A 21034-nucleotide genomic window follows, 5' to 3' on the forward strand; every position below is an offset into this window, starting at 1 on the left:
TGACCGACATGACCGCACCCGTGATCGAGGCCTCCGGCCTGGTGAAGAAGTTCGGTGACTTCGTCGCCGTCGACGACGTGAGCTTCGAGGTACCCAAGGGCACCGTCTTCGGGCTCCTCGGGCCCAACGGCGCCGGCAAGACGACCACGGTGCGGATGATGACCACCCTCGCCATCCCGACCAGCGGCTCCGCCCGGGTCGCCGGGTACGACGTGGCCACCCAGGCCGACGCGGTGCGCGCGAGCATGGGCCTGACCGCCCAGGGCGCGACCGTCGACGACCTGCTGACCGGGCGAGAAAACCTGCGCCTCATCGGCGACCTCTACGGGCTGCCCGGACGGGAGGTGCGGCGCCGCTCCGACGACCTGCTCGAGCGCTTCTCCCTCACCGAGGCGGCCGGCAAGGTCGTCAAGGACTACTCGGGCGGCATGCGGCGGCGCATCGACCTCGCGGTGAGCCTCATCGCCCATCCCTCGGTGCTCTTCCTGGACGAGCCGACGACGGGTCTCGACCCGCGCAGCCGGGTGGAGCTGTGGGAGGTCCTGCGTGGTCTCGTGCGCGAGGGCACGACCCTGCTGCTCACGACGCAGTACCTCGACGAGGCCGACCAGCTGGCCGACCGGATCTGCGTCATCAACCACGGGCGGATCATCGCGCAGGGCACGCCGCTCGACCTGAAGAACCAGTCAGGCGCGACGAGCCTCGTCGTCACCGTCTCCCGGCACGACGAGGTCTCCCGGGCCACGGACCTGGTCCGCGGCGTCGTCGGCGACATCCACGTCGACGCCGACGCCCGGCGGCTCACGGCCCCGGGCGCCGGGGTCGCCGACCTGACCCGCATCGCGGGCGTCCTCGACGGCGCCGGCATCGAGGTCGACGACCTGGGCATGCAGCGGCCCAGCCTCGACGACGTCTTCCTCTCGCTCACCGGCCACACGGCCGAGGAGACCAGCAACCAGGAGGCACCCGCATGACCGCCCACGCGCAGACCGCGGCGGTCGACGCCCCCGCCGCGCGGACGACCGGCGCCAGCCGCGTCCGTCAGATCACGACCCTGGTGCGCCGCAACCTCACGCACATCAAGCGTCAGCCCGAGATGCTCACCGACGTGACGATCCAGCCGATCATGTTCGTCCTGCTCTTCGCGTACGTCTTCGGTGGCTCGATCCAGATCCCCGGCGTCGACTACAAGCCGTGGCTGCTGCCGGGGATCATGGCGCAGACCATCGCCTTCAGCTCCTTCATCGTCGCGATCGGCCTCAACACCGACATCGGCAAGGGCATGGTCGACCGGCTGCGCTCCCTGCCGATCCGCCGCTCCTCGATCCTCATCTCGCGCAGCATCGCCGCCCTCATCCACTCGAGCATCGGGGTCGCGGTCATGTCGGTGACCGGCCTCTTCATCGGCTGGCGCCTGCACGATGGTGTGGTCCACGCGCTGATCGGCTACGGGCTGCTGCTGCTCTTCGGCTTCGCGATGATCTGGATCGGCATCCTCGTCGGCTCCGCCATGCGCTCGGTCGAGGCGGTCAACGGCCTGATGTTCACCACGATCTTCCCGATCACGTTCTTGTCCAACGCCTTTGCCCGCACCGACGTCATGCCCTCGTGGCTGCGCACGATCGCCGAGTGGAACCCCATCAGCTCCCTGAGCCAGGCCATGCGCGACAACTGGGGCGTGGCGGGCCAGCCACTGCGAGCCGATGCGCCCTGGCCGCTGCACAACCCCGAGCTGGCGACGATCATCTGGTCCGTCGCGATCACCCTGATCATCGCGCCGCTGGCCCTGCGCGCCTTCAACGCCCGCACCACCGACTGAGCGCCCCCCCTTCGTCCTTGGGTGGAGGTGGACTCGCCGACGACTCGTCGGCGAGTTCGCGTCCAGTCAGCGGCCCCCTTCATCGGGTGGATGCCGACTCGCGGGTGAATCGTCCGCGGGTTTACCTCCACCCGCGAAGGGGGTCGAGCCGGGTCAGCGCGAGCCGTGCCCCAGCACGAGCGCGGCGAGCTGGGTGCGTGAGCGCACCCCGGTCTTGCGGTAGATCCGCGTCAGGGTGCCCTCGACGGTCTTGACGCTCAGGTGCAGTCGCTGGGCGATCTCGCGGTTGCTCGCGCCGTCGGCGACGAGTGCGGCGACCTGCTGCTCGGTGAGGGTGAGGTGCGCGAGGGGGTCCTGGCCGTCGGGCTCCTCCGGCTCGAGCGTGTGCAGGGCCGCTCCGTCGGGGAAGCGCGCCTGCACCCACGTGGCCCACGGCTCCGCGTGGAGCGGTCGCAGCACCTCGCGGGCTCGCTCGGCCGCGTCGCGGCTGCGGCCGGAGCGCCGCGCCCTCCGCTCGACGTGGGCGAGCGTGACCAGCGAGCGGGCCTCCTCGATGGGCAGGCGCAGGTCGGCCGCCGCCGTCGCGGAGCGGGTGGCCAGACCCCGCGCCTGATCGAGGTCACCCGTCGCCGCACAGATCTCGGCCTCCGCGCGATCCGCTGCGATGTCCACTCCCGGCGCACCTTGCCAGGCGTCGACCGCCTCACGGATGCCGCTCAGCACCTCGCGCGCCTCGTCGACCTCGCCCGCCAGGGCGAGCGCGGTGACAGCATCGGCGTGCCAACGCATCGAGGTCACGTCACGGATGGCGCTGGCGGCGTCGATCGCGCGCAGCTCGCGGAAGGCAGCCACGGCCGCGGCGAGGTCGTCCAGGTGCAGCTGAGCCAGCCCCAGGTGAGCCAGCTGTCGGCGCAGGTAGCGCTCGTCGCCCTGCTCGCGGGCCAGGTCGACCCCCCGGGCGCTGACGGTGGCCGCCCGCTCGAAGGAGCCGCCCACCGTCTCGGCGATGGCCTCGATGTACCAGGTGGTGGCGACCGGGGTGTCGAAGTGGGTCGCGGCACGGGTCGCCCGGCCGGCCAGCTCCAGGGCCTCGCGGCCGCGGCCCTGACGCGCGACGACCTCGACCAGGCTGCGCAGGACGTGGACGGTGTCGTACCCGGCGTCGGGCCCGACGTCGGCGAGCATGTCGACGAACTCCGACCGCGCGCGGCGCAGGTCGTCGTCGTGGAGGGCGAAGCGCGCCGCGATGTAGCGGGGCGAGGTGTGCACCTGACCGGGGCGCGGCGGGCCCGCGAGGGCCGAGGCCTTCTCGATGAGGCCACGGGCGCTCCCTTCGCCCAGGGTGTGGCTGGCCGCGGCAGCGACGGTCAGGGCGTCCACCTCGAGGTCGGGACGGCCCGCGCGGGCAGCCAGCTCCACCGACCGCTGGGCCAGCTCCAACGCCGTGCGCAGCTCGTGGGTGCCCAGGAGGATGCGGGCCCGCTGGAGCAGCACCCGGGCCTGCAGCTCGGGGTAGCGCTCCGACGCGTGCATGGCCGCGATGAGCAGCTCGTCCGGGGAGCTGGCGTCGAGCTCGAGCAGCGCGATGTCCGCCCGCACCCGCTGGTGCGGCTCGGTGAGCTCCGCGGCGCCCTCGATGGCGCGGTGGAGGACCCTCGCCTCCTTGCCGATGACGGCGTTCTCGAGGCAGCAGGTGATCCACTCGGCCCGCTCGGGTGTCCCCGAGTCCGCCGCGAGGAGGTAGAGCTGCGCCGCCAGGTCGTGCTCGCCGCGGGCGGCGCTCTCCCGGGCAGAGGCGGCGAGGTCCGCGGGGGTCGTCGAGGGGTCGCCGGCGAGCGCCAGGTGGTAGCGCGTGAGGGGCAGGCTCGACGCGTTGTCGGCCAGCTCGCGGTGCAGTCGGACGAGCTCGTCGCTGTCGACGGACTCGAGGAGCACCTCGCCGAGCGCCCCGGGGGTGAGCCGCAGGTAGTCGTCCTCGGACACCAGCAGCGAGAGCTGCTTGGCCGTGCGGATGCTGTCCGCGGCGTCCTCACCACCCAGCCGGGTGAGCACGGCGGCCGTCGGCTGGTGCATGGCCGCGATCCGGCGCAGGGTCGTCAGGACGGTCTCCGACAGGGCATGGACCCGCTCGCGCGCGCGACCGTGCTCCGCGCGGGAGATGCTCGCGGTGGGCTGCTCGCCCGCCGACTCGGCGATCTCGTGGGCGAGCCCGGGGTTGCCGCCGGACTCCCGATGAGCCCACAGCGCGGTGTCCGTCGCCATGCCCACCTCGGTGAGCATCTCGACGGTGTCGGCGCCGGCGAAGGGCGGCAGGTCGATGTGCAGCACCGGCAGGTCACGTGCCTCGCTCGTGGTGGGCACGAAGCCGGTCACGGGCGAGGGGTCCCCCGGCCCGACACCGAGCAGCAGGCCGAAGGCGCCCGGGCCGAGCGAGCGCACCGCCGCGGCCCGCAGGGCGTGGTCGCTGAGCTCGTCGAGGTACTGGACGTCGTCGATGACGAGGACGAAGGGGGCGTGCCCCGCCTGAGCGGTGAGCAGCTCGGTCAGCGCGTCGCCGAGCCGGGCCGCCGGGTCCGGCCAGTCCGCCGGCCTCGGGTCCAGGAGGGTGGAGCGCATCCGCTCGGGCAGCTCCTCGAGGGTCGAGGGGTCGAAGGCCTGGGCGATGAGCGCGGCAGCATGCCCGGGCGTGCCGAGCCGGGCGATCCGCACGACCACGGCCGCCGGCAGGCCGGAGGCGACGAGGTCGAGGAAGGTCGTGCGGCCCATGCCCCGCGGCCCGTGCACGGCGACGGCCTGCCCGTCGAGGACGCGGGCCGTCACCGACGCGAGCAGACGGGCCCGACCCACCGGCGCGGGAGCGCCGCCCGGGTCATGACGCGCAACCAGGTTCACTCGAGTCGTTCCTCCCTCGTGGGACCACTCCAACGTAACCCGCAGAGCTGGGTCGGGGGGACGGGCCCCCTTCGCTGTGTGATCGGCACGTCAGCGGGGAGCGATGACCTCGCGCCCCATGAAGGGCTGGAGCGCTGCGGGGACGCGGATCGAGCCGTCGGCCTGCTGGTGGTTCTCCAGGATCGCCACGATGGGCCGGGTGCTGGTGATCGCCGTGCCGTTGAGCGTGGCCACCGCGCGGGTGCCACCCCCTTCGGCATTGCGCTCGCGGATGTTCAACCGGCGGGCCTGGAAGGTGGTGCAGTTGCTCGTCGAGGTCAGCTCCCGGTACTTGCTCTGCGTCGGCACCCACGCCTCGCAGTCGAACTTGCGGCTCGCGGGGCCACCGAGGTCTCCGGCGGCGACGTCGATGACGCGGTAGGGCAGCTCGAGGGCCTCGAGGATGCGGCGCTCGATGCGCAGCAGGTTGTCGTGCTCGGCGACGGCGTCCTCGGGCCGGCAGAAGACGAACATCTCGGTCTTCTGGAACTGGTGCACGCGGAAGATCCCGCGGGTGTCCTTGCCATAGCTGCCGGCCTCGCGGCGGAAGCAGGTCGACGTCGAGACGTAGCGGATCGGCCCGTCGCGCAGGTCGAGGATCTCGTCGGCGTGGAAGCCCGCGAGCGCCACCTCGGAGGTGCCGGTGAGGTACAGGTCGTCGGCCTGCAGGTGGTAGACGTCGTCGTGCGCGTCGAGGTAGCCGGTCCCGGCCATCGTCTCGGGACGCACGAGGCTGGGCACGACGAGCGGGGTGAAGCCCTCCTCTGCGGCGATCTGCTGCGCCAGCCCCATGAGGGCCATCTCGAGCTGCGCGCCGGCGCCCTTGAGGTAGTAGAAGCGGCTGCCGCTCACCTTGGCGCCGCGCTCCATGTCGATGGCGCCGAGCAGCTCGCCGAGCTCGAGGTGGTCCTTGGGGGCGAAGCCCTCCGCGGCGAAGTCGCGCGGCGTCCCGACCTCCTCGATGAGGTCGAAGTCCTCCTCACCTCCGGCCGGGACACCCTCCTGGATGACATTGCCGATGGCCCGAAGGGAGGTGTCCAGCTGCGCCTTGGCCTCGTCGGACGCGGCCTCGAGCTCCTTGACACGGGCGGACATCGCCGCGCCCTTGTCGCGCAGCGCGGCTGCCTCGGCCTCGAGGCCCGGGATGTCGGCGCTGTCCGGGTCGGACTTCTTCAGCTTGCCCAGCCGTCCCATGACGGGGCCGAGCTCCTTGCTCGCGGCCTTCTGCTCCGACCGGGCCGCCTCGAAGGCCTGGATCGAGGTGCGACGGCGGTCGTCCGCGGCGATGACGGCGTCGACGAGCGACTCGTCCTCCCCGCGGGCACGCTGGCTCGCTCGGACGGACTCGGGCTGGTCACGCAGGAACTTGAGGTCGATCACGCTGTGCAGGATATCCGCGATGCAGCGCGTCACCGCCCCCGCCGAGCGGTGCTCGGCCGGACGCTGCCCTGCGGTAGCGTCACCGACGTGTCGGACTGGACCCTCTTGGCGCTCGCCATCGCCCTCTCCTTGGCCCTCATCGGCGTCGTCGTCGGACTCGTCCTGGCAGGGCCGGGGCCCGCCCGCACGCGCGCCCGCCACCGGCGTCCCCGACCCGAGCGGAGCAGCTTCCGCAGGTCGAGCAAGGACAAGGGCAGGGCCGAGCGACGGGCCGCGATCATCATCAACCCCACGAAGTTCGACGACGTGTCGCTCGTGCGGGCGGAGCTGACGCAGGCGAGCGCGCAGCTGGGGTGGGCCGAGCCGCTCTTCCTCGAGACGACCGTGCAGGACCCCGGCACGGGTCAGGCCCGGCAGGCGCTGGAGGAGGGCGTCGACCTCGTCTGCCCCCTCGGCGGTGACGGCACGACCCGCGCGGTCGCGGTGGCCCTCGCCGGCACGCGCACACCGATGGGCCTGCTGCCCAAGGGCACCGGCAACCTGCTGGCCCGCAACCTCGACATCCCGGTGGGCGCCGACCTCGTCCCTGCCCTGCGGGTGGCCTGCAGCGGCCGCAACAAGGCGGTCGACGTGGCCTGGCTCGAGCTCGACCCGGCGGAGGAGCCGGCGACCGACGACTCCGGCCAGGCGGAGGAGCCGGTCGAGGGTCCCCCCGTGCAGCGCCACCCCTTCCTCGTCATGGCCGGCATGGGCTTCGACGCCGAGATCATGGGCGGCACGAGCGAGGAGTTCAAGGCCCGGGTCGGCTGGAGCGCGTACTTCGTCACCGGCTTCCGCAAGCTCTTCGTCAAGCGGTTCCGCGTGCGGTGGAGCATCGACGGACGCATCCAGGACCCTGTGCTCGCCCGCACGATCCTCGTCTGCAACTGCGGCACCCTGCAGGGTGGCATCCAGCTCGTCCCGAGCGGCCGCGTCGACGACGGACTGCTCGACGGCGTGGTCATCGCGCCCAAGACGCTCATCGGCTGGGGGTCGATCGCGCTGCGCGTGCTCGGCCGCTCCGAGAAGGACGGCAACGAGCTGATCCGTACCACCGGGTCGGTCTACACCGTCGACGCCGACGAGCCGCACCCCGTGCAGGTCGACGGTGACGTCATCGGAGAGGCCACTCGGATGCGCGTGAGCGTCGACCAGCAGGCGCTGATCGTGCGGGTGGCGGGCTCGTAGGCCGTCACGCCAGCCGCGCCGGTCGACCGAGGGGCCACGGGCCGTCTCAACGAGTCCGAGGACCTGGCCTGAGGCGGTCGGCGTTGGCACGGATGGCACGGACGAGCGCTTCCTCGGGAGCGCTCGGTACAGATCGTCTGGTCGACAGGACGACGTCGATGGGACCCGCCGATGCCAGTCGAGGATGCTCGAGAGGCACCAGGCCCTCTGGCGGCATCCCTGCGGCATGCAGGATGACGCCCATCCCGGCCAGCGCCGCGGCGCGCAAGCCGTTGAGGCTGTCGCTCGTGCAGGTGATCCGGTGAGACATACCTGAGCGGCGGAAGAGCTCCAGAGCAATGGCACGCGTCAGGGCCGGGGGCGGGTAGGTGACGAAGGGGATGGGCTCCCCCTCGTCGAGGACGAACCCCGGCGCAGAGTGCAGGACGAGCTCGTCGGTGAAGACGAGCCGAGGGTCACGGTTGCCTGCCCCCGGGCGCTGCTTGCCGAAGGCGATGTCGAGGTGCCCGTCGGCGAGCAGCTGGTTGAGGTCCTCGCTCAGGGCGACGGTCAGCTCGAGGTCGACCCGGGGGTGGTCCCGGCGAAACTCTGCAAGGACCGCCGGGAGCTCGTGGAGGACGAGGTCCTCCGAGGCGCCGAAGCGGACCCGGCCGCGCAGGGTCGACTCGGAGAAGTAGCGCTGCGCCGCTTCCTCACGCTCGAGGATCTCGCGGGCAAAGCCGAGCATGGCGGCTCCGTCTGCGGTCAGCTCGACCGAGTGGGTGTCGCGCAGCAGCAGGCGACGACCCGCCGCCGTCTCGAGCTTGGCGACGTGCTGGCTGACCGTCGACTGGCGCAGGCCGAGCCGGCGACCGGCGGCGGTGAAGCTGCGCGTGCTCTCCACCGCAAGGAAGCTACGCAGGTGGGTTGGGTCGAACACCAGAGCAGGCTATCAAGAATCGTGATGACTCTTAACGCGATCATCATGTTTCGCGGACACCAATCGGTGGCTACCGTCGAGATCATGTTCTCCAGGCTCTTGGCGTCCAGCCGCGTCGACCCCTTCTTGCTGATGATCCTCACGACAGTGGCGATCGCGGGTGTGCTGCCCTCGCACGGCGTCGCGCTGACCTTCTTCAGCTGGGCGTCCAAGGTCGCCATCGGGCTGCTCTTCTTCCTGTACGGGGCACGCCTGTCGAGCAGCGAGATCCTCCACGGTGTTCGGCACTGGCGACTGCAGGGCTTCATCCTCGCGACGACCTTCATCGCCTTCCCCGTGCTCGGGCTGCTCTTCAGGTCCTTCGTCCCCGCACTGCTCGGCGAGCCGCTGTACCTCGGAGTCCTCTACCTCTGCGTACTGCCCTCGACCGTGCAGTCAGCGATCGCCCTCGTCTCCGTCGCCCGCGGCAACATTCCCGCCGCCGTCGTCGCCGCGAGCGCGTCCAGCCTGCTCGGCATCTTCATCACCCCGCTGCTCGTCGGTGTGCTCATGAGCACCCAGGGCGGTGGGTTCAACGGCTCGGCCGTCGGTGAGATCTTCGTGATGCTGCTCTTGCCCTTCCTCGCCGGCCAGATCCTGCGCCGCTGGATCGGCGCCTGGATCAAGGAGCACGGCAAGCCGCTGAAGGTCGTCGACCGCGGCTCGATCCTGCTGGTCGTGTACGTCGCCTTCAGCAAGGGGATGAACGAAGGGATCTGGTCGAGTCTGTCGGTCGGCCGTCTGGCATTGCTCGCGCTCGTCTGCCTGCTGCTGCTCGGTATCGTCTTCGGCCTGACCTGGGTGATCTCGCAGCGGACCGGCTTCTCCCGGGCAGATGGCGTGACCATCCTCTTTTGCGGCTCGACGAAGTCGCTCGCGACCGGCTTGCCGATGGCCACGGTCCTCTTCGCCGACCAGCCGGTCGGCCTCGTCGTCCTGCCGCTGATGCTCTACCACCAACTCCAGCTGCTGATCGGCGCAATGATCGCCACGCGACTCGACAAGCGCGCCGAGGAGCCTGCGGTCGTCCCCGTCTGAGCGTCGGCCACCACTCTCAGGCCCCGAGGCTCGCACTCGCCCCGCACGAGTGCGCCAGGGCGACGAGACGAGCGATCTGCGCGGGCGAGTACGCGACCCCGAGCTCCAGCGCCTCACGCGCCTGGTGCACCGCGCGGACCCCAGGGGCACGCGCCCCCTCCCCTGACGCGGCGACGACATCGAGGAGGTGCTGGACCCGCCCGGCGAGGTCCTCTCCTGACGTCGGCTCGACCGCCAGCATGAAGAGGCTGACGCCCTGCGGCTGGTCGACGCGGGTCGGGAGCCCGACGTCGGCACCGAACCGCTCACCGCCGGCGAGCACGCCGGTGAGCACCTCGAGGGCCAGGCTGAGGCCGAACCCTCGGTGCCCGCCGATGGGCTCGAGCAGACCGGTGGTCCACAGCGAGGGATCATTCGTCGGCTCACCGTCGCTGTCGCGGAGCACGCCATCGGGCAGCAGCTCACCGCGCTCGTGGTAGCCGTCCATCTGGCCGGTCGACATGGTCGTGGTCGCGGTGTCGTAGAGGATCCGCTCGCCACCCTCGCCCGGAGCGGCCAGCGCGTGGCCCTGGTTGCCGACGACCCGACGGTGTCCTCCGGGCGCCGCGATGAGCGCGGGGCCATTGGTCACGGCCAGCCCGATGCATCCGCGATCGGCAGCCAGATCGGCGAAGTAGCCCATGGCGGCTGCAGAGGTGGCGCCACGCACGGAGACAGCAGCCATTCCCTGGGTCGTCGCCTTGTCCACCGCGCGCAGCATGGCAAGGGTCCCGGCAACCTGACCCCACGCGCCGTCGACGTCGAGCAGCTGGTGGGCCGGACGGTCATGCACGACCCGGAGTCGTGGATCGGCGGTCGTACCCCCGGCCCGGATCCGCTGCACGCACTGGACGAGCTTGCTCGAGACCCCGTGCGCCGGCAGTCCGTGGGCATCGGCCCACACGAGCCCGTCCGCGGTCCACGCCGCGTGCTCGGGCGGCATCCCCACCCTGACGAGGACATCGCGCGCCAGGTCGTGCAGGTCGCGAAGGGGGATGTGCTGTCTGATCTCGTCTGTGCTGGTCACCCGCCCCATCGTGTCAGCGCCGGGCTCATCGACCCGAGGTATTTGTGCACGTAAAACAGGCATGATCCATGTGCATCTTCACCCTAGAGTCGGGGCCGTCGGCGACCTAGCGTGGAGCCATCGAACCGATCCCGGCCTATGAACCGGAAGAGAAAAGGTGACTGACATGGCAGAGCTGCTGTCCCAGGAGGACTTCCGCGCCGCGCTTCAGGATGCGATCAAGGGTCGCGAGGCCTCGACCGCCAACTTCAGCAAGGCTTGGGCCGAGGGCAAGCTCGAGCGCAAGCACTTCGCCCGGTGGGCGGAGAACCACTACCACTACGTCGGCTTCTTCGCCGACTACCTTGGCCTCGTCTACCGCAACACCCCGGACAGCCACAAGGACGCCAAGGACTTCCTCCTGCAGAACATGTACGAGGAGGAGCTGGCCGACATCCGCCACACGGACCTGCTGGTCCGCTTCGCGGAGGCCTGCGGAACCACGGCCGAGCGCATCGAGGACCCGCGCAACATGAACGCCGTGACCCGCGGGCTGCAGGCCTGGTGCTACCAGATCGCCGACCGCGAGCACTACGTCGTCGCGACCGCTGCACTCGTCGTCGGCCTGGAGTCTCAGGTCCCGCAGATCTACACCAAGCAGATCATCCCGCTGCGCGAGACCTACGGCTTCACCGAGGACGAGATCGAGTTCTTCGACCTGCACATCACCTCGGACGTCGTCCACGGCGAGCGCGGCTACCAGATCGTGCTCGAGGGCGCGGACACCCCCGAGCTGCAGCAGCGCTGCCTCGAGGCCGTGCGCATCGGCGCCGAGATGCGCTTCAGCTACACCAAGTCCCTCTACGACAGCTATGTCGCCGAGGACCTCGAGGCCGCCGCGGCCTGACCGCACGACCACAGAGCGGGCGCCTGCCCCGGCGCCCGCTCTTGCTCTACCCACTTCCGCCCCGCCGGCCACCGGCACCACACCCCACAGGAGCAGGACGATGAGCACCTGGCACGACGTCGGCAACGTCAAGGACCTGAAGCTGCGCAAGAAGAAGGCCGTGGAGATCGACGACACCCCGATCGCCCTCTTCTACGTCGGCAGCACGGTCTACGCCCTCAACGACATCTGCATCCACGAGGAGCGCCGTCTCAGCAAGGGGACCCTCCTCTTCGGGAAGGTCATCTGCCCCGGCCACCAGTGGAAGTTCGACCCGGCCACCGGTGAGCCGGAGGACCAGGACGGGTGCCAGCCCACGTATGCCGTGCGCGTGGCCGAGGACGGAACCATCTCCGTGAGCCTCGACCCGGCCGCCAAGACCGCCGACTCGGGCGTGGTGACCACGGCATGAGCGAGGCGACCTCCCCCCTTCCCGCCGGCGTCGTCATCGTCGGTGGCGGCCAGTCCGCCGCCGTCGCGAGCCGCACGCTCCGCCGCAAGAAGTACACCGGACCGATCACCATCCTCGGAGCCGAGCCGCACCGCCCCTACCAGCGGCCGCCGCTGTCCAAGGAGTACCTCGCGGACGCCGGCTCCAGCATCGAGCTCCTGCCCGAGGACTGGACCACCACCAACGAGGTGATCGTGCGCACGGACGTGACCGTCGAGCGCGTCGAGCCCGGGCCCGTCGTCGTCACCACCGAGGGTGAGCGCATCGCCGCCGACGCGGTCCTCCTCGCGACCGGAGGCAGCCCCCGGATGCTCGGCGGGGCCACCGGCGAGCGGATCCACCACCTGCGCACCCGAGATGATGCCGACCGCCTCCGCGCCGCCCTGGGCAGCTCGTCCCGCCTGGCCATCGTCGGCGCCGGGTTCATCGGCGCCGAGATCGCTTCTGTCGCACGGGATGCGGGCGTGGAGGTCACCGTCATCGAGGCCGCCGACCAGCCGATGCACCGTGCCCTCGGAACCGACCTCGGTGGCGTCTGCGCCCGCCTCCAGCGCGAGCGGGGCATCGATCTGCAGCTGACCACGGCAGTACGTGCCGTGCACGAGAACGCGGACGGCGTGGTCGTCGAGACCGACCGCGGCGACGTGCCCGCCGACCACGTCGTCGTGGCGATCGGGATCGTGCCCGACACCCGCGTCGCCGAGGCCTCCGGCATCGAGTGCGACAACGGGATCCTCGTCGACGCCTCGTGCCGCACGAGCATGCCCGGCGTCTGGGCGGCCGGTGACGTCGCCAACCAGGACCATCCCCTCGTCGACGGCCGCGTGCGGGTCGAGCACTTCGACAACGCGAGCAAGCAGGCCTCCGTGGCCGCTCAGTCGATGCTCGGTGCGGACATCACCAACTCCGACCCGCACTGGTACTGGTCGGACCAGTTCGGGGTGAACCTCCAAGGCGTCGGCCACCCCGAGCCCGGCGACGACATGGTCGTCCGCGGCGATCTCGAAGGCGCGAGCTTCACCGCCTTCTTCATCCGCGAAGGCGCTGTCTGCGCCGTCTTCGCCCTCAACGACGAGGAGACGGTCGGACTGGCGCGCGAACTCGTCAACATGGGCGCGAGCGTCCCCGTCGAACTGCTCACGGATCCCGAACGGGATCTCTTCGAGGCCCTGGAAGGAGCCGCGTCATGACCCGACTCAAGGGCAACTACATCGGAGGTGACTGGGTGTGGCCAGCCTCCGCAGCCTCCTTCGATCGCACCAACCCGGCGCGACCGGACGAGGTGGTCTCCACCGCTCCGGAGTCGACCAGCACCGATGTCGACGACGCCATCGCGCACCTGTCGGAGCACCGGCACGCGTGGGCCGCCACGTCGCCGGAGAAGCGCGCTGACGTCCTCGTCGCGGCTGCCGACATCCTCGCCACCCAGGCCCAGGACCTGGCCGTCGAGCTGGTCCGGGAGGAGGGTAAGACCCTCGCCGAGGCCACCATGGAGACGACGCGCACCCCTCAGAACCTGCGCTTCTTCGCCGGTGAGGCGCTGCGCATGACTGGCGAGACGTACCCGACCGGGGACGGCAGCCTCGTCTTCTCGCGTCGCGAGCCCGTGGGCATCGTCGCGGCCATCACCCCGTGGAACTTCCCGCTCAACATCCCCTCGCGCAAGCTCGGCCCGGCACTCGCCGCAGGCAACGCCGTCGTCTTCAAGCCCAGCGAGGTCACCCCGCTGATGGGTCAGCGCCTGGTCGAGGCCCTCGTCCAGGCCGGGGTGCCGTCCGGCGCACTCGCGCTCGTCCACGGACACGCCGACGTCGGTCGGGCGATGGTGGCCAACGACGAGGTCGACGCGGTCACCTTCACCGGCTCCACCGAGGTGGGTACTGCCATCCACGGCGTCACCGGCGTCGACGTGCGGACCCAGCTGGAGATGGGCGGCAAGAACGCGCTCGTCGTGCTCGAGGACTCAGACCTCGACCGGGCCGCCGCCATCATCGCCAAGGGAGCCTTCGGGCTCTCCGGCCAGGCCTGCACCGGCACCTCCCGCGTCGTCGTGCACGAGGCGGTCGCTGACGAGCTGGTCCGTCGCATCAGCCAGACGGCCCAGGCTGCCCGCGTCGGCAACGGGCTCGACGAGGGCGTCACCTTCGGTCCGCTGGCCAACCGCGCCCAGATCGACAAGTTCTGCCACTACGTCGAGGGGGCCACGTCCCAGGGTGCCGTGCTCGTCGACCCGGACGGTCATCAGGCCGACCCTCCGGGTGGCGGCTATTTCGTGCGGCCGACGATCTTCAGGGACGTCGACCCGCTCTCTGACCTGGCCCAGGAGGAGGTCTTCTCCCCTGTGCTCGCCTTCATCACCGTCTCGTCCTACGACGAGGCCGTGAGGGTGGTCAACAACACCAAGTACGGACTCTCGGCGGGGATCGTGACCTCGGAGATCTCACGCGCGATCCGCTTCTCCGAGGACGTCGCCACCGGTCTGGTCAAGGTCAACCAGGCAACCAACGGCATGGCCATGAATGCCCCCTTCGGCGGGATGAAGCACTCGTCGACACAGACCTTCAAGGAGCAGGCAGGCGCTTCGATGATGAGTTTCTACACCACCGACAAGACCGTCTACTTCACCCCTTGACCCGAGAGGAACACCAGATGAGTGAGCACAGCGAGACCACCGAGGACCGGCAGCCGGCGGACGACGAGGTCGTCTTCCACAAGGTCTGCCGCAGCGGTCAGGTTCCGGAGGGTTATGTCCGGCGCTTCTACGTCGACGAGCTCGAGTGCGCCGTCGCCCGGCTCAAGGGCAAGGCGTACGCGACGAGCAACTACTGCACGCACCTCGACTGCCTGCTGAGCAGCGGCAAGCTCCAGGACGACGGCATCCGGTGCTCCTGCCACGGCAGTGTCTTCGAGCTCGAGGGTGGCGAGCCGATCTACCCGCCCGCCACGGCACCCATCGCCGTCTACCAGGTCAAGGAAGAAGAGGGAGAGGTCTACGTCGGGGTCAGCCGCAAGGACATCGAGCACGGCGGACCGCGCCGCAAGAAGCCTCGCGAATGACCTCAGCCACGACACCCGTCGCCCTCGGCCAGATGCAACAGGTCGTGCTGGGCCGATCCTGCGCGATCGCGTCCAGCCACCCGCTCATCACGGCCGAGGGCGCTCGGGTGCTCGCGGCTGGCGGCAATGCCATCGACGCCAGCCTGGCCATGGCGGCCGTCAGCTGGGTGGTGCTGCCCGGCCAGTGCGGCATCGGTGGCGATGTCTTCGCGATCGTCCGCGAGCCAGACGGTCGCGTGTGGACCGCGGGCGGCAGCGGCTACGGACCCGACGGTGGCACGCCCGACTTCTACCGGTCGCAGGGCCACTCCGCGATCCCCCTCACGGGCGCCCTCTCGGTGTCCGTCCCAGGGGCACCGGCCGCCCACGCGCTCCTGGCCGCCCATGCCCGCTGGGACCTCTCGCAGCTCTGGGCCAACGGGATCTCCTTGGCACGCAACGGCTTTGCGTGCACCAGCAAGAACCGCGCCGACATCACCGAGCGTCAGGTGCCCCTGGCCGCAGACCCCTCGACGGCCGCGTGCTTCCTCCCTGACGGGCAGGTCCCCGCCGTTGGTCGCCTGCTGCACCAGAGCGACCTGGCCGACACCCTCGAGGCCCTCGCCCGAGACCCGCTCTCCTTCTACCGAGGCGAGCTCGCCGACCGCAGTCTCGAGTTCCTGACGTCCGGGGGCGCACCCTTCTCCGGTGACGAGTGGGCCGCCGGTGCCGCCCTGGGGGCAGAGCCGGCGATCAGCGTCCGGTACGGCGACCTGACGCTGCACCAGACACCGCTTCCTTCGGCCGGGTGGATGGTGCTGCACCAGGCCGGCCTGCTCGACGGGTCGCTCCCCGAGCTCGACCTCCTCGGGCCCCGGGCGTGCGCACTCTTCGCCGGGGCCGCACGCACCGCCTTCGACGATCGCTTCGCCGCTGTCAACGCGGACAACGAGGCGTGGCGGGAGCTGCTGGACCCGGAGCGGATCGCCGCTCAGCGCGTCGGCCTCGGGGCCCCGACCACGGCTGCGGTCCCTGCACGGATCGACGGCGACACGACGAGCACCGTGTGCGTCGACGACGAAGGCCGCACGGTGAGCTTCATCCACTCGCTCGCCTTCACCTTCGGCGCGCGCATCACCGTGCCCGGAACAGGTGTCGTGCTCAACAACCGCCTGGGTCGAGGCGCCTATCTGGTGCCCGGGCATCCCAACGAGGTCACTCCTCGGCGAAAGCCGCTGCACACCCTCAATGCCTGGATCGCGGACGACGCCGACGGCCTGCGCCACGCCGGCAACTGCCCCGGCGGCGACGGTCAGGTGCAGTGGAACATGCAGGTCATCAGCCACCTCGTGGACCATGGCCTGGACCCGCAGCGGGCGGTCTCGCTCCCTCGCCTGACCGTCTTCCCCGGCTCCGACGCAGACGTCGTGGACGAGCCCTCGGAGGTGCGGGTCGAGGAGGGGCTGCCGCAGTCCACCCTCGAGACCCTGCGCATTGCTGGGCACCGCGTCCGGGAGATCCCGGTGCAGCGAGGCGGTCCCGGTGGATCCGCCTTGGCCATCTCCCGTGACCCGAGCTCCGGCGTCCTCTCCGCTGGGGCCGACCCTCGTATGGAAGGAACCGCTGTCGCATGGTGACCCCACCGCAGCTCCCACCCCCACCCCGACCCCAGGGGCACTACGTCCCCACGAGCCGGTCCGGTGATCTCGTCACCACCGCTGGGATGACGCCGCGTGTCGACGGCACCCTCGTCGTCACCGGACGGGTCGGTGAAGCCGTCGACCTCGACCGGGCCAAGGAGGCCGCCGTCATCGCGGTGTCCAACGCCCTGTCGGCTCTCGCCGAGGCGGCCGGTGGCCTCGATCGAGTCCGCAGCCTGCTGCGGATGACCGTGTACGTGCACGCCGCCAGCGGGTTCACCCAGCATTCCGCGGTGGCCGACGCCGCGACCGACACCCTCGCCACCTTCCTCGGCGGCCGTGGAGTGTGCGCGCGCTCGGCCGTCGGCGTCGCCAGCCTGCCGGGCGATGCCCCGCTCGAGATCGAGCTGACCGCCGTCATCTCGTGAGTGCACGGCCGAAGGGGAGACGAGTCGTCTCCCCTTCGGCATGTCGAGTTCAGGAGGCGAAGATCTCCGCGGACTCGACGACCCGACCGAAGGCCGACCCGAAGCTCAGTGCGGTCTTGTGGTGCTCGGCGACGACGACGATGTGGTCATCGCTGATCTGCACCCGCTGCCGGCTGACGCCGGCGCCGGTGATCTCTTGGTTGACGCCGTTGTAGAGACGCAGGATCTCCTGCTTCCACTCCCCGATCGTGCGCGGCGACGGAGGTGACGGTGTCTCTCGGGGCCGGTCGGCCCCCTTCGTCGTCATCAGGTCGGTACCTCAGGTCGGGGGGTTGGCCGCGAGGTGCTCGGCGAGCGCCGCGATGGCAGCCGCACCGACGGCCTTGTCCTGCTCCCCGTTGCCGCCGGAGACACCAATGCCGCCGATGATCTGCCCGTCGTACTCGAGCGGGAAGCCGCCGACGAAGATCGCGAACTTGCCGGGGAGCATGTGGCTGATCCCGAAGGCCTCATTGCCCGGGAGCGCCGGGCCGCCCGGCGCCTCGTTGAACTTGTGGGTCGCCCGCTCATGGCCGGCGGCGGTGAAGGCCTTGGCGATGGAGATGTCGACCCCGGTGAGGCGCGCCCCGGGGATGCGGTGCAAGGCGATGACATTGCCGCTCTCGTCGACCACGCACAGGGTCTGCTTCACCCCGATCTCATCGGCCTTGGCCCGGGCCGCCGCCAAGATCGGCAGGGCGTCGTCGAGAGTGATGCGGTAGATCGAGTGCATGGTCTTTCCTTCGAGGCGGAGTCGGGGGTCTGCCTCCACAGTGGCCGACCGCCCTCCATGACTCAATGGACCAATAGCACGAAAATTGGTCGCTCCTGATGCGTAAACTGCACAAATGGACACGCTGGCCCCCGAGGTCTCGGAGCACCTCACGATCGCCCGACTCCTGGAGGAGCACGCCCTGCGCAGCGCGGCGCCGATCTGCGACGGTGACCGGACCGCCCCACTGGAGTGGGCTCGCTCCGCGCAGGAGGCACTGGCCAACGCCAGCGACCTGAGCCGCACGGTCATCGTCGGCGACGACGGCGTCCTCACCCCCGAGGTGCTGTCCGTCCTCGAGAAGCGCGATGCGGCACTCGTCCTCGTCCGGGAGCCCAGCGAGTCACGCTGGGCCACGGCCTCCACCGGGCTTCCGGTCTTCGGCTTCACCTCGGGCACATCGATCGACGGCGTCATCCGGCTGGTGGCCCAGCTGGCGCTGGCGCACGAGAGCCACGTGCTGCGCTATGCGACGAGCGTCCACGAGCGCCTGGCGGCACTGCTGCACCGCGGGGCCGGGATGGAGGCGATCTGCCAGCAGCTCGAGCGCCTGACCGACTGCGCGGTCGCCTTCCTCGACACCGCCAACACCCTGCAGGCCGTCGCCAGAGACCGGCACCCCTGGCTCGACTCCAGCACTGCCGGGTCGATCGCCCGCAGGGTGAGTGCCGAGGAGGGCACCCTCCCGCGCGCCCTCGACTCCCACCACCACCCGGTGCACGAGCACGAGGTCGACGTCGAGGAGCACACCGCCCAGGTCCTCGTGGCCCCGGTGATGGTCGCCGACCGTTCCGAGGGATGGCTCGTGCTCATCGCCGCCTCCGACGAGCACACGGCGCACGACACGGCCAGTCGCGTGATCGCCCTCCAGGAGGCGGTGTCGATCATTGGCACCGAGGTCCTGCGGATGCGCAGCATCGAGCGTGCCGAGGAGCGGGCCCGAGGCAACTTCGTCCACGCCCTGCTGCACGGGCGCTTCTCCAACACCGCCGACCTCGTGGCTCGGGCGGCGCACCGCCGCTTCCCCACGGATCGCCGCTTCGGGGTCGTCATCGTCCAGGCCAAGGGCCTCATCGCCGAGAACGACTCACCCCAGCACCTGTCCAACATGGCCCGCACGGCGCTACGGCTCCGCGGTGCCGAGGACCGAGCGGCCCTCTCCGCGGTCATCGGGGACGTGATCGCCGTCGTCCGCGAGGTCGCACCCGCAACCCGCTCGGGCGGTGACAAGGGCAGCGCCGAGCTCAGCGCCTACGCCAAGGCGCTGCACCGACGTCTGCAGGGCGAGACCCAACGGCATCTGCTGGTGGCCTATGGACGCCCGGTCGACGGTGCGATGCAGATCAGCGACAGCTATCGCGAGGCCCGCATCGCCCTCTCACTGGCCGACCAGCTCGGCAAGGACGAGCCGGTCGGGTTCCTCGAGATGCGCACCCACGTCGCCCTCCTCGACCTCGCGCTGAGCCCCAACGGCCGCTCCTTCTCCGCGGAGATGCTGACCCCGCTGCGTGAGGCCACGGGCGACCTGGACGAGGCGGCCCGCACCTATATCGAGGACGGCGGCAACCTGACCCAGGCCTCGCGAGACCTCAACGTCCACCGCAACACCATGCTCTACAAGCTGGACCGCGCGTCCAAGGCCATCGCCCAGGACCTCCGCGATCCCGAGACGCAGTTCTCGCTCTGGCTGGCCATGAAGCTCGACCTGCTGGCCAAGACGGCAGACAGCGCCTCGCGCGCGGTCGACTCCGGCTGACGTCGCCCAGCGGGGCCGCTCACGCCAGGGTCGACACCGGCTCACGCTGCGGGCTGACCCCGACGAAGCTCACGACGAGGGCGAGCGCCGCCACGACGGCGGCGCCGGCGAACATCGCGGCTCGCCCATCGAACGGGGTGAGGATCGCGACCCACGCCGCACCAGCGGTCATCCCGGCAAAGCGCGTCAGGTTGAACAGTCCCAGCGCTGCTCCGTGCGCACCAGCCGGTGATCGCGTCGCGCCTGTGGCCGCGGGAGTCTGGACCATGGCCATGGCCGCTCCGGTGAGCAGGAGGCAGCCGGCAACGGCAGTCACCGTTGGTTGCAGGCCCCGGACGACGAGCGCCGTGAGCACGCCGGTCACCACCATGAGAGACAGACCGATCCGAAGCACCATGCGCGGAGACCCATGCTCGGACAGGCGCCCGACCGCTGGGGCGCTGACGGCCATGACCACGGGCAGGATGAAGAAGAAGATCCCGGCGCGACTGTATGACAGGTGCATCGGGCCGGTCAGCACCAGCGGGATCGCGACGAGCGAGGTACCGAGGAGGAACATCTGGGCGAAGGCCGCAAAGCAGCTCCGGAAGAAGCGCACCTCCGCGATGAGTCGAAGCGGGATCAGGGCGCGGGGGTTGCCGAGCGAGACCTTGATGAACCCCCCGAGCAGGGCGACCCCCGCCAGCGCGATGGCCATGTCGAGCCAGAGGGGTACCGACGGTTGCGAGAGCATCGTCGCGCCCAGCAGCACCAGACCGGCTCCCAGGGTGAGCATCACGGCGCCAGCGACGTGGAAGTGGGAGGCCCGGGGCGCGAGGTGCGGCACCGTGGCCTGGATGACCACGAGTGCGATGACGGACAGCACGGCGACGAGGACGAAGACCGAACGCCAACCGAAGTACTCAGCGAGGACACCGCCGACGGGTGGACCGATGGCTTGGCCGACACCGTTGGCAGCGGCCCACGCCCCCATCAACCGTCCCCGACTCTCTGGGTAGACGACCATCAGGATGCCCATCACGAGCGGGGGGATGGCCGAGCAGGCCAGGCCTTGGACGGCCCGGGTCACGATGAGGAAGGGCAGGTTGGGCGCCAACGCGGCGGCGACCTGAGCGACGCTCATCAGCGCCAGGGACCCGACCAGGACCCGCTTGCGGCCCAGGCGGTCACCGAGCCATCCGGTGAGCGGCAGGGAGATCGCAAGCATCAGGGTGAAGGCACTGACGCACAGAACGGCATAGGACACCGGCTGGTCGAAGTCGGCCGCCACTCGACGGAGCGGCACGTTGATGATGTTGTTCGACATCGTGCCGATGATGGTGACCAGCAGAAGTGCCGCTGCGGCAACAGCTGCCGCACGGCGGTCAGGCGTGACGCTCAACCCCATCGTCTCCCTTCGCGTGGTCCTCGCCCATCGGAGGGAGATCCAGGTGCCCCACAGCCAACCCTGCATCCCCCGTCGCGCGACACCAAGTGCACATGTGCACATGATCTAGCCATCTCAACTGTGCACCCCTGACGTAGACCGGTCGGGAGCGCCCTCGGCAGGCTGACCCATCACTAGCCAC

At 70.5% G+C, this 21034-nt stretch carries 19 protein-coding genes; 12 read left to right on the forward strand and 7 right to left on the reverse strand.

The window, feature by feature from the left end:
• Positions 1-8 precede the first annotated feature (8 nt).
• Positions 9-974, forward strand: a complete 966-nt coding sequence (locus EXU32_RS14295; protein WP_130630504.1) for an ATP-binding cassette domain-containing protein — start codon at positions 9-11, stop codon at positions 972-974.
• Positions 971-1819 (forward strand): ABC transporter permease, encoded by an 849-nt coding sequence (locus EXU32_RS14300; RefSeq protein WP_130630505.1) that lies wholly within the window; start codon positions 971-973, stop codon positions 1817-1819. The genes EXU32_RS14295 and EXU32_RS14300 overlap by 4 nt, the downstream gene beginning before the upstream one ends.
• 153 nt (positions 1820-1972) lie before the next feature.
• Here the strand turns inward: EXU32_RS14300 and EXU32_RS14305 are convergent, their stop codons facing one another.
• Together EXU32_RS14305 and serS are read right to left on the reverse strand one after the other, a co-directional pair.
• Positions 1973-4711, reverse strand: coding sequence for a helix-turn-helix transcriptional regulator (locus EXU32_RS14305; RefSeq protein WP_130630506.1), 2739 nt, complete (start codon positions 4709-4711; stop codon positions 1973-1975).
• 90 nt (positions 4712-4801) lie between these two features.
• Entirely contained in the window at positions 4802-6130 is a 1329-nt protein-coding gene (serS, locus tag EXU32_RS14310) for a serine--tRNA ligase (RefSeq protein ID WP_130630507.1), read from the reverse strand.
• An 87-nt stretch (positions 6131-6217) separates the two neighbouring features.
• On the opposite strand from serS, the gene EXU32_RS14315 reads away from it, so the two are divergent.
• The gene (locus EXU32_RS14315) at positions 6218-7357 is read left to right on the forward strand and encodes a diacylglycerol/lipid kinase family protein (protein WP_130630508.1); all 1140 of its coding nucleotides are present in this window, start codon (positions 6218-6220) and stop codon (positions 7355-7357) included.
• Between the two features lie 46 nt (positions 7358-7403).
• Here EXU32_RS14315 and EXU32_RS14320 read toward each other — a convergent pair whose 3' ends face one another.
• Positions 7404-8276 carry a LysR family transcriptional regulator gene (locus tag EXU32_RS14320; protein WP_130630509.1) on the reverse strand — a complete coding sequence of 291 codons (873 nt, stop codon included), beginning with the start codon at positions 8274-8276 and terminating at the stop codon, positions 7404-7406.
• An 84-nt stretch (positions 8277-8360) separates the two neighbouring features.
• Between EXU32_RS14320 and EXU32_RS14325 the strand changes: the two genes are divergently transcribed.
• Positions 8361-9353, forward strand: coding sequence for a bile acid:sodium symporter family protein (locus EXU32_RS14325; RefSeq protein WP_130630510.1), 993 nt, complete (start codon positions 8361-8363; stop codon positions 9351-9353).
• 16 nt (positions 9354-9369) lie between these two features.
• Here the strand turns inward: EXU32_RS14325 and EXU32_RS14330 are convergent, their stop codons facing one another.
• Positions 9370-10419 carry an Ldh family oxidoreductase gene (locus EXU32_RS14330; protein WP_165399693.1) on the reverse strand — a complete coding sequence of 350 codons (1050 nt, stop codon included), beginning with the start codon at positions 10417-10419 and terminating at the stop codon, positions 9370-9372.
• A gap of 166 nt (positions 10420-10585) precedes the next feature.
• Here EXU32_RS14330 and EXU32_RS14335 point away from each other — a divergent pair, with 166 nt between their 5' ends.
• The 7 genes from EXU32_RS14335 to EXU32_RS14365 all read left to right on the forward strand — a co-directional run bounded on the left by EXU32_RS14335 (position 10586) and on the right by EXU32_RS14365 (position 16899).
• Entirely contained in the window at positions 10586-11305 is a 720-nt protein-coding gene (locus tag EXU32_RS14335) for a TenA family transcriptional regulator (protein ID WP_130630512.1), read from the forward strand.
• 100 nt (positions 11306-11405) lie between these two features.
• On the forward strand, positions 11406-11756 hold the full coding sequence (locus tag EXU32_RS14340; protein WP_130630513.1) for a Rieske (2Fe-2S) protein: 351 nt from the start codon (positions 11406-11408) through the stop codon (positions 11754-11756).
• Positions 11753-12985: an NAD(P)/FAD-dependent oxidoreductase gene (locus tag EXU32_RS14345; RefSeq protein ID WP_130630514.1), complete on the forward strand. Its 1233-nt coding sequence runs from the start codon at positions 11753-11755 to the stop codon at positions 12983-12985. The genes EXU32_RS14340 and EXU32_RS14345 overlap by 4 nt, the downstream gene beginning before the upstream one ends.
• Positions 12982-14427 (forward strand): aldehyde dehydrogenase family protein, encoded by a 1446-nt coding sequence (locus EXU32_RS14350; protein WP_130630515.1) that lies wholly within the window; start codon positions 12982-12984, stop codon positions 14425-14427. Before EXU32_RS14345 ends, EXU32_RS14350 begins: the two co-directional genes overlap by 4 nt.
• Before the next feature lie 17 nt (positions 14428-14444).
• Positions 14445-14852, forward strand: a complete 408-nt coding sequence (locus tag EXU32_RS14355) for a Rieske (2Fe-2S) protein (protein ID WP_130630516.1) — start codon at positions 14445-14447, stop codon at positions 14850-14852.
• Complete coding sequence (locus EXU32_RS14360; protein ID WP_207233810.1) at positions 14849-16468, forward strand: gamma-glutamyltransferase family protein; 1620 nt, start codon at positions 14849-14851, stop codon at positions 16466-16468. Before EXU32_RS14355 ends, EXU32_RS14360 begins: the two co-directional genes overlap by 4 nt.
• Positions 16462-16899 (forward strand): RidA family protein, encoded by a 438-nt coding sequence (locus EXU32_RS14365; protein ID WP_130630517.1) that lies wholly within the window; start codon positions 16462-16464, stop codon positions 16897-16899. The genes EXU32_RS14360 and EXU32_RS14365 overlap by 7 nt, the downstream gene beginning before the upstream one ends.
• Before the next feature lie 49 nt (positions 16900-16948).
• Here EXU32_RS14365 and EXU32_RS14370 read toward each other — a convergent pair whose 3' ends face one another.
• Positions 16949-17206: a hypothetical protein gene (locus EXU32_RS14370; RefSeq protein WP_130630518.1), complete on the reverse strand. Its 258-nt coding sequence runs from the start codon at positions 17204-17206 to the stop codon at positions 16949-16951.
• Between the two features lie 12 nt (positions 17207-17218).
• Complete coding sequence (locus EXU32_RS14375; protein WP_130630519.1) at positions 17219-17671, reverse strand: GlcG/HbpS family heme-binding protein; 453 nt, start codon at positions 17669-17671, stop codon at positions 17219-17221.
• Between the two features lie 115 nt (positions 17672-17786).
• Between EXU32_RS14375 and EXU32_RS14380 the strand changes: the two genes are divergently transcribed.
• On the forward strand, positions 17787-19466 hold the full coding sequence (locus tag EXU32_RS14380; RefSeq protein ID WP_130630520.1) for a PucR family transcriptional regulator: 1680 nt from the start codon (positions 17787-17789) through the stop codon (positions 19464-19466).
• Positions 19467-19485: 19 nt separating this feature from the next.
• Here EXU32_RS14380 and EXU32_RS14385 read toward each other — a convergent pair whose 3' ends face one another.
• Entirely contained in the window at positions 19486-20847 is a 1362-nt protein-coding gene (locus EXU32_RS14385) for an MFS transporter (protein ID WP_165399694.1), read from the reverse strand.
• Positions 20848-21034: the final 187 nt, after the last annotated feature.

Origin of the sequence: Janibacter limosus (assembly GCF_004295485.1) — a bacterium.
Taxonomy (GTDB): Bacteria; Actinomycetota; Actinomycetes; order Actinomycetales; family Dermatophilaceae; genus Janibacter; species Janibacter limosus_A.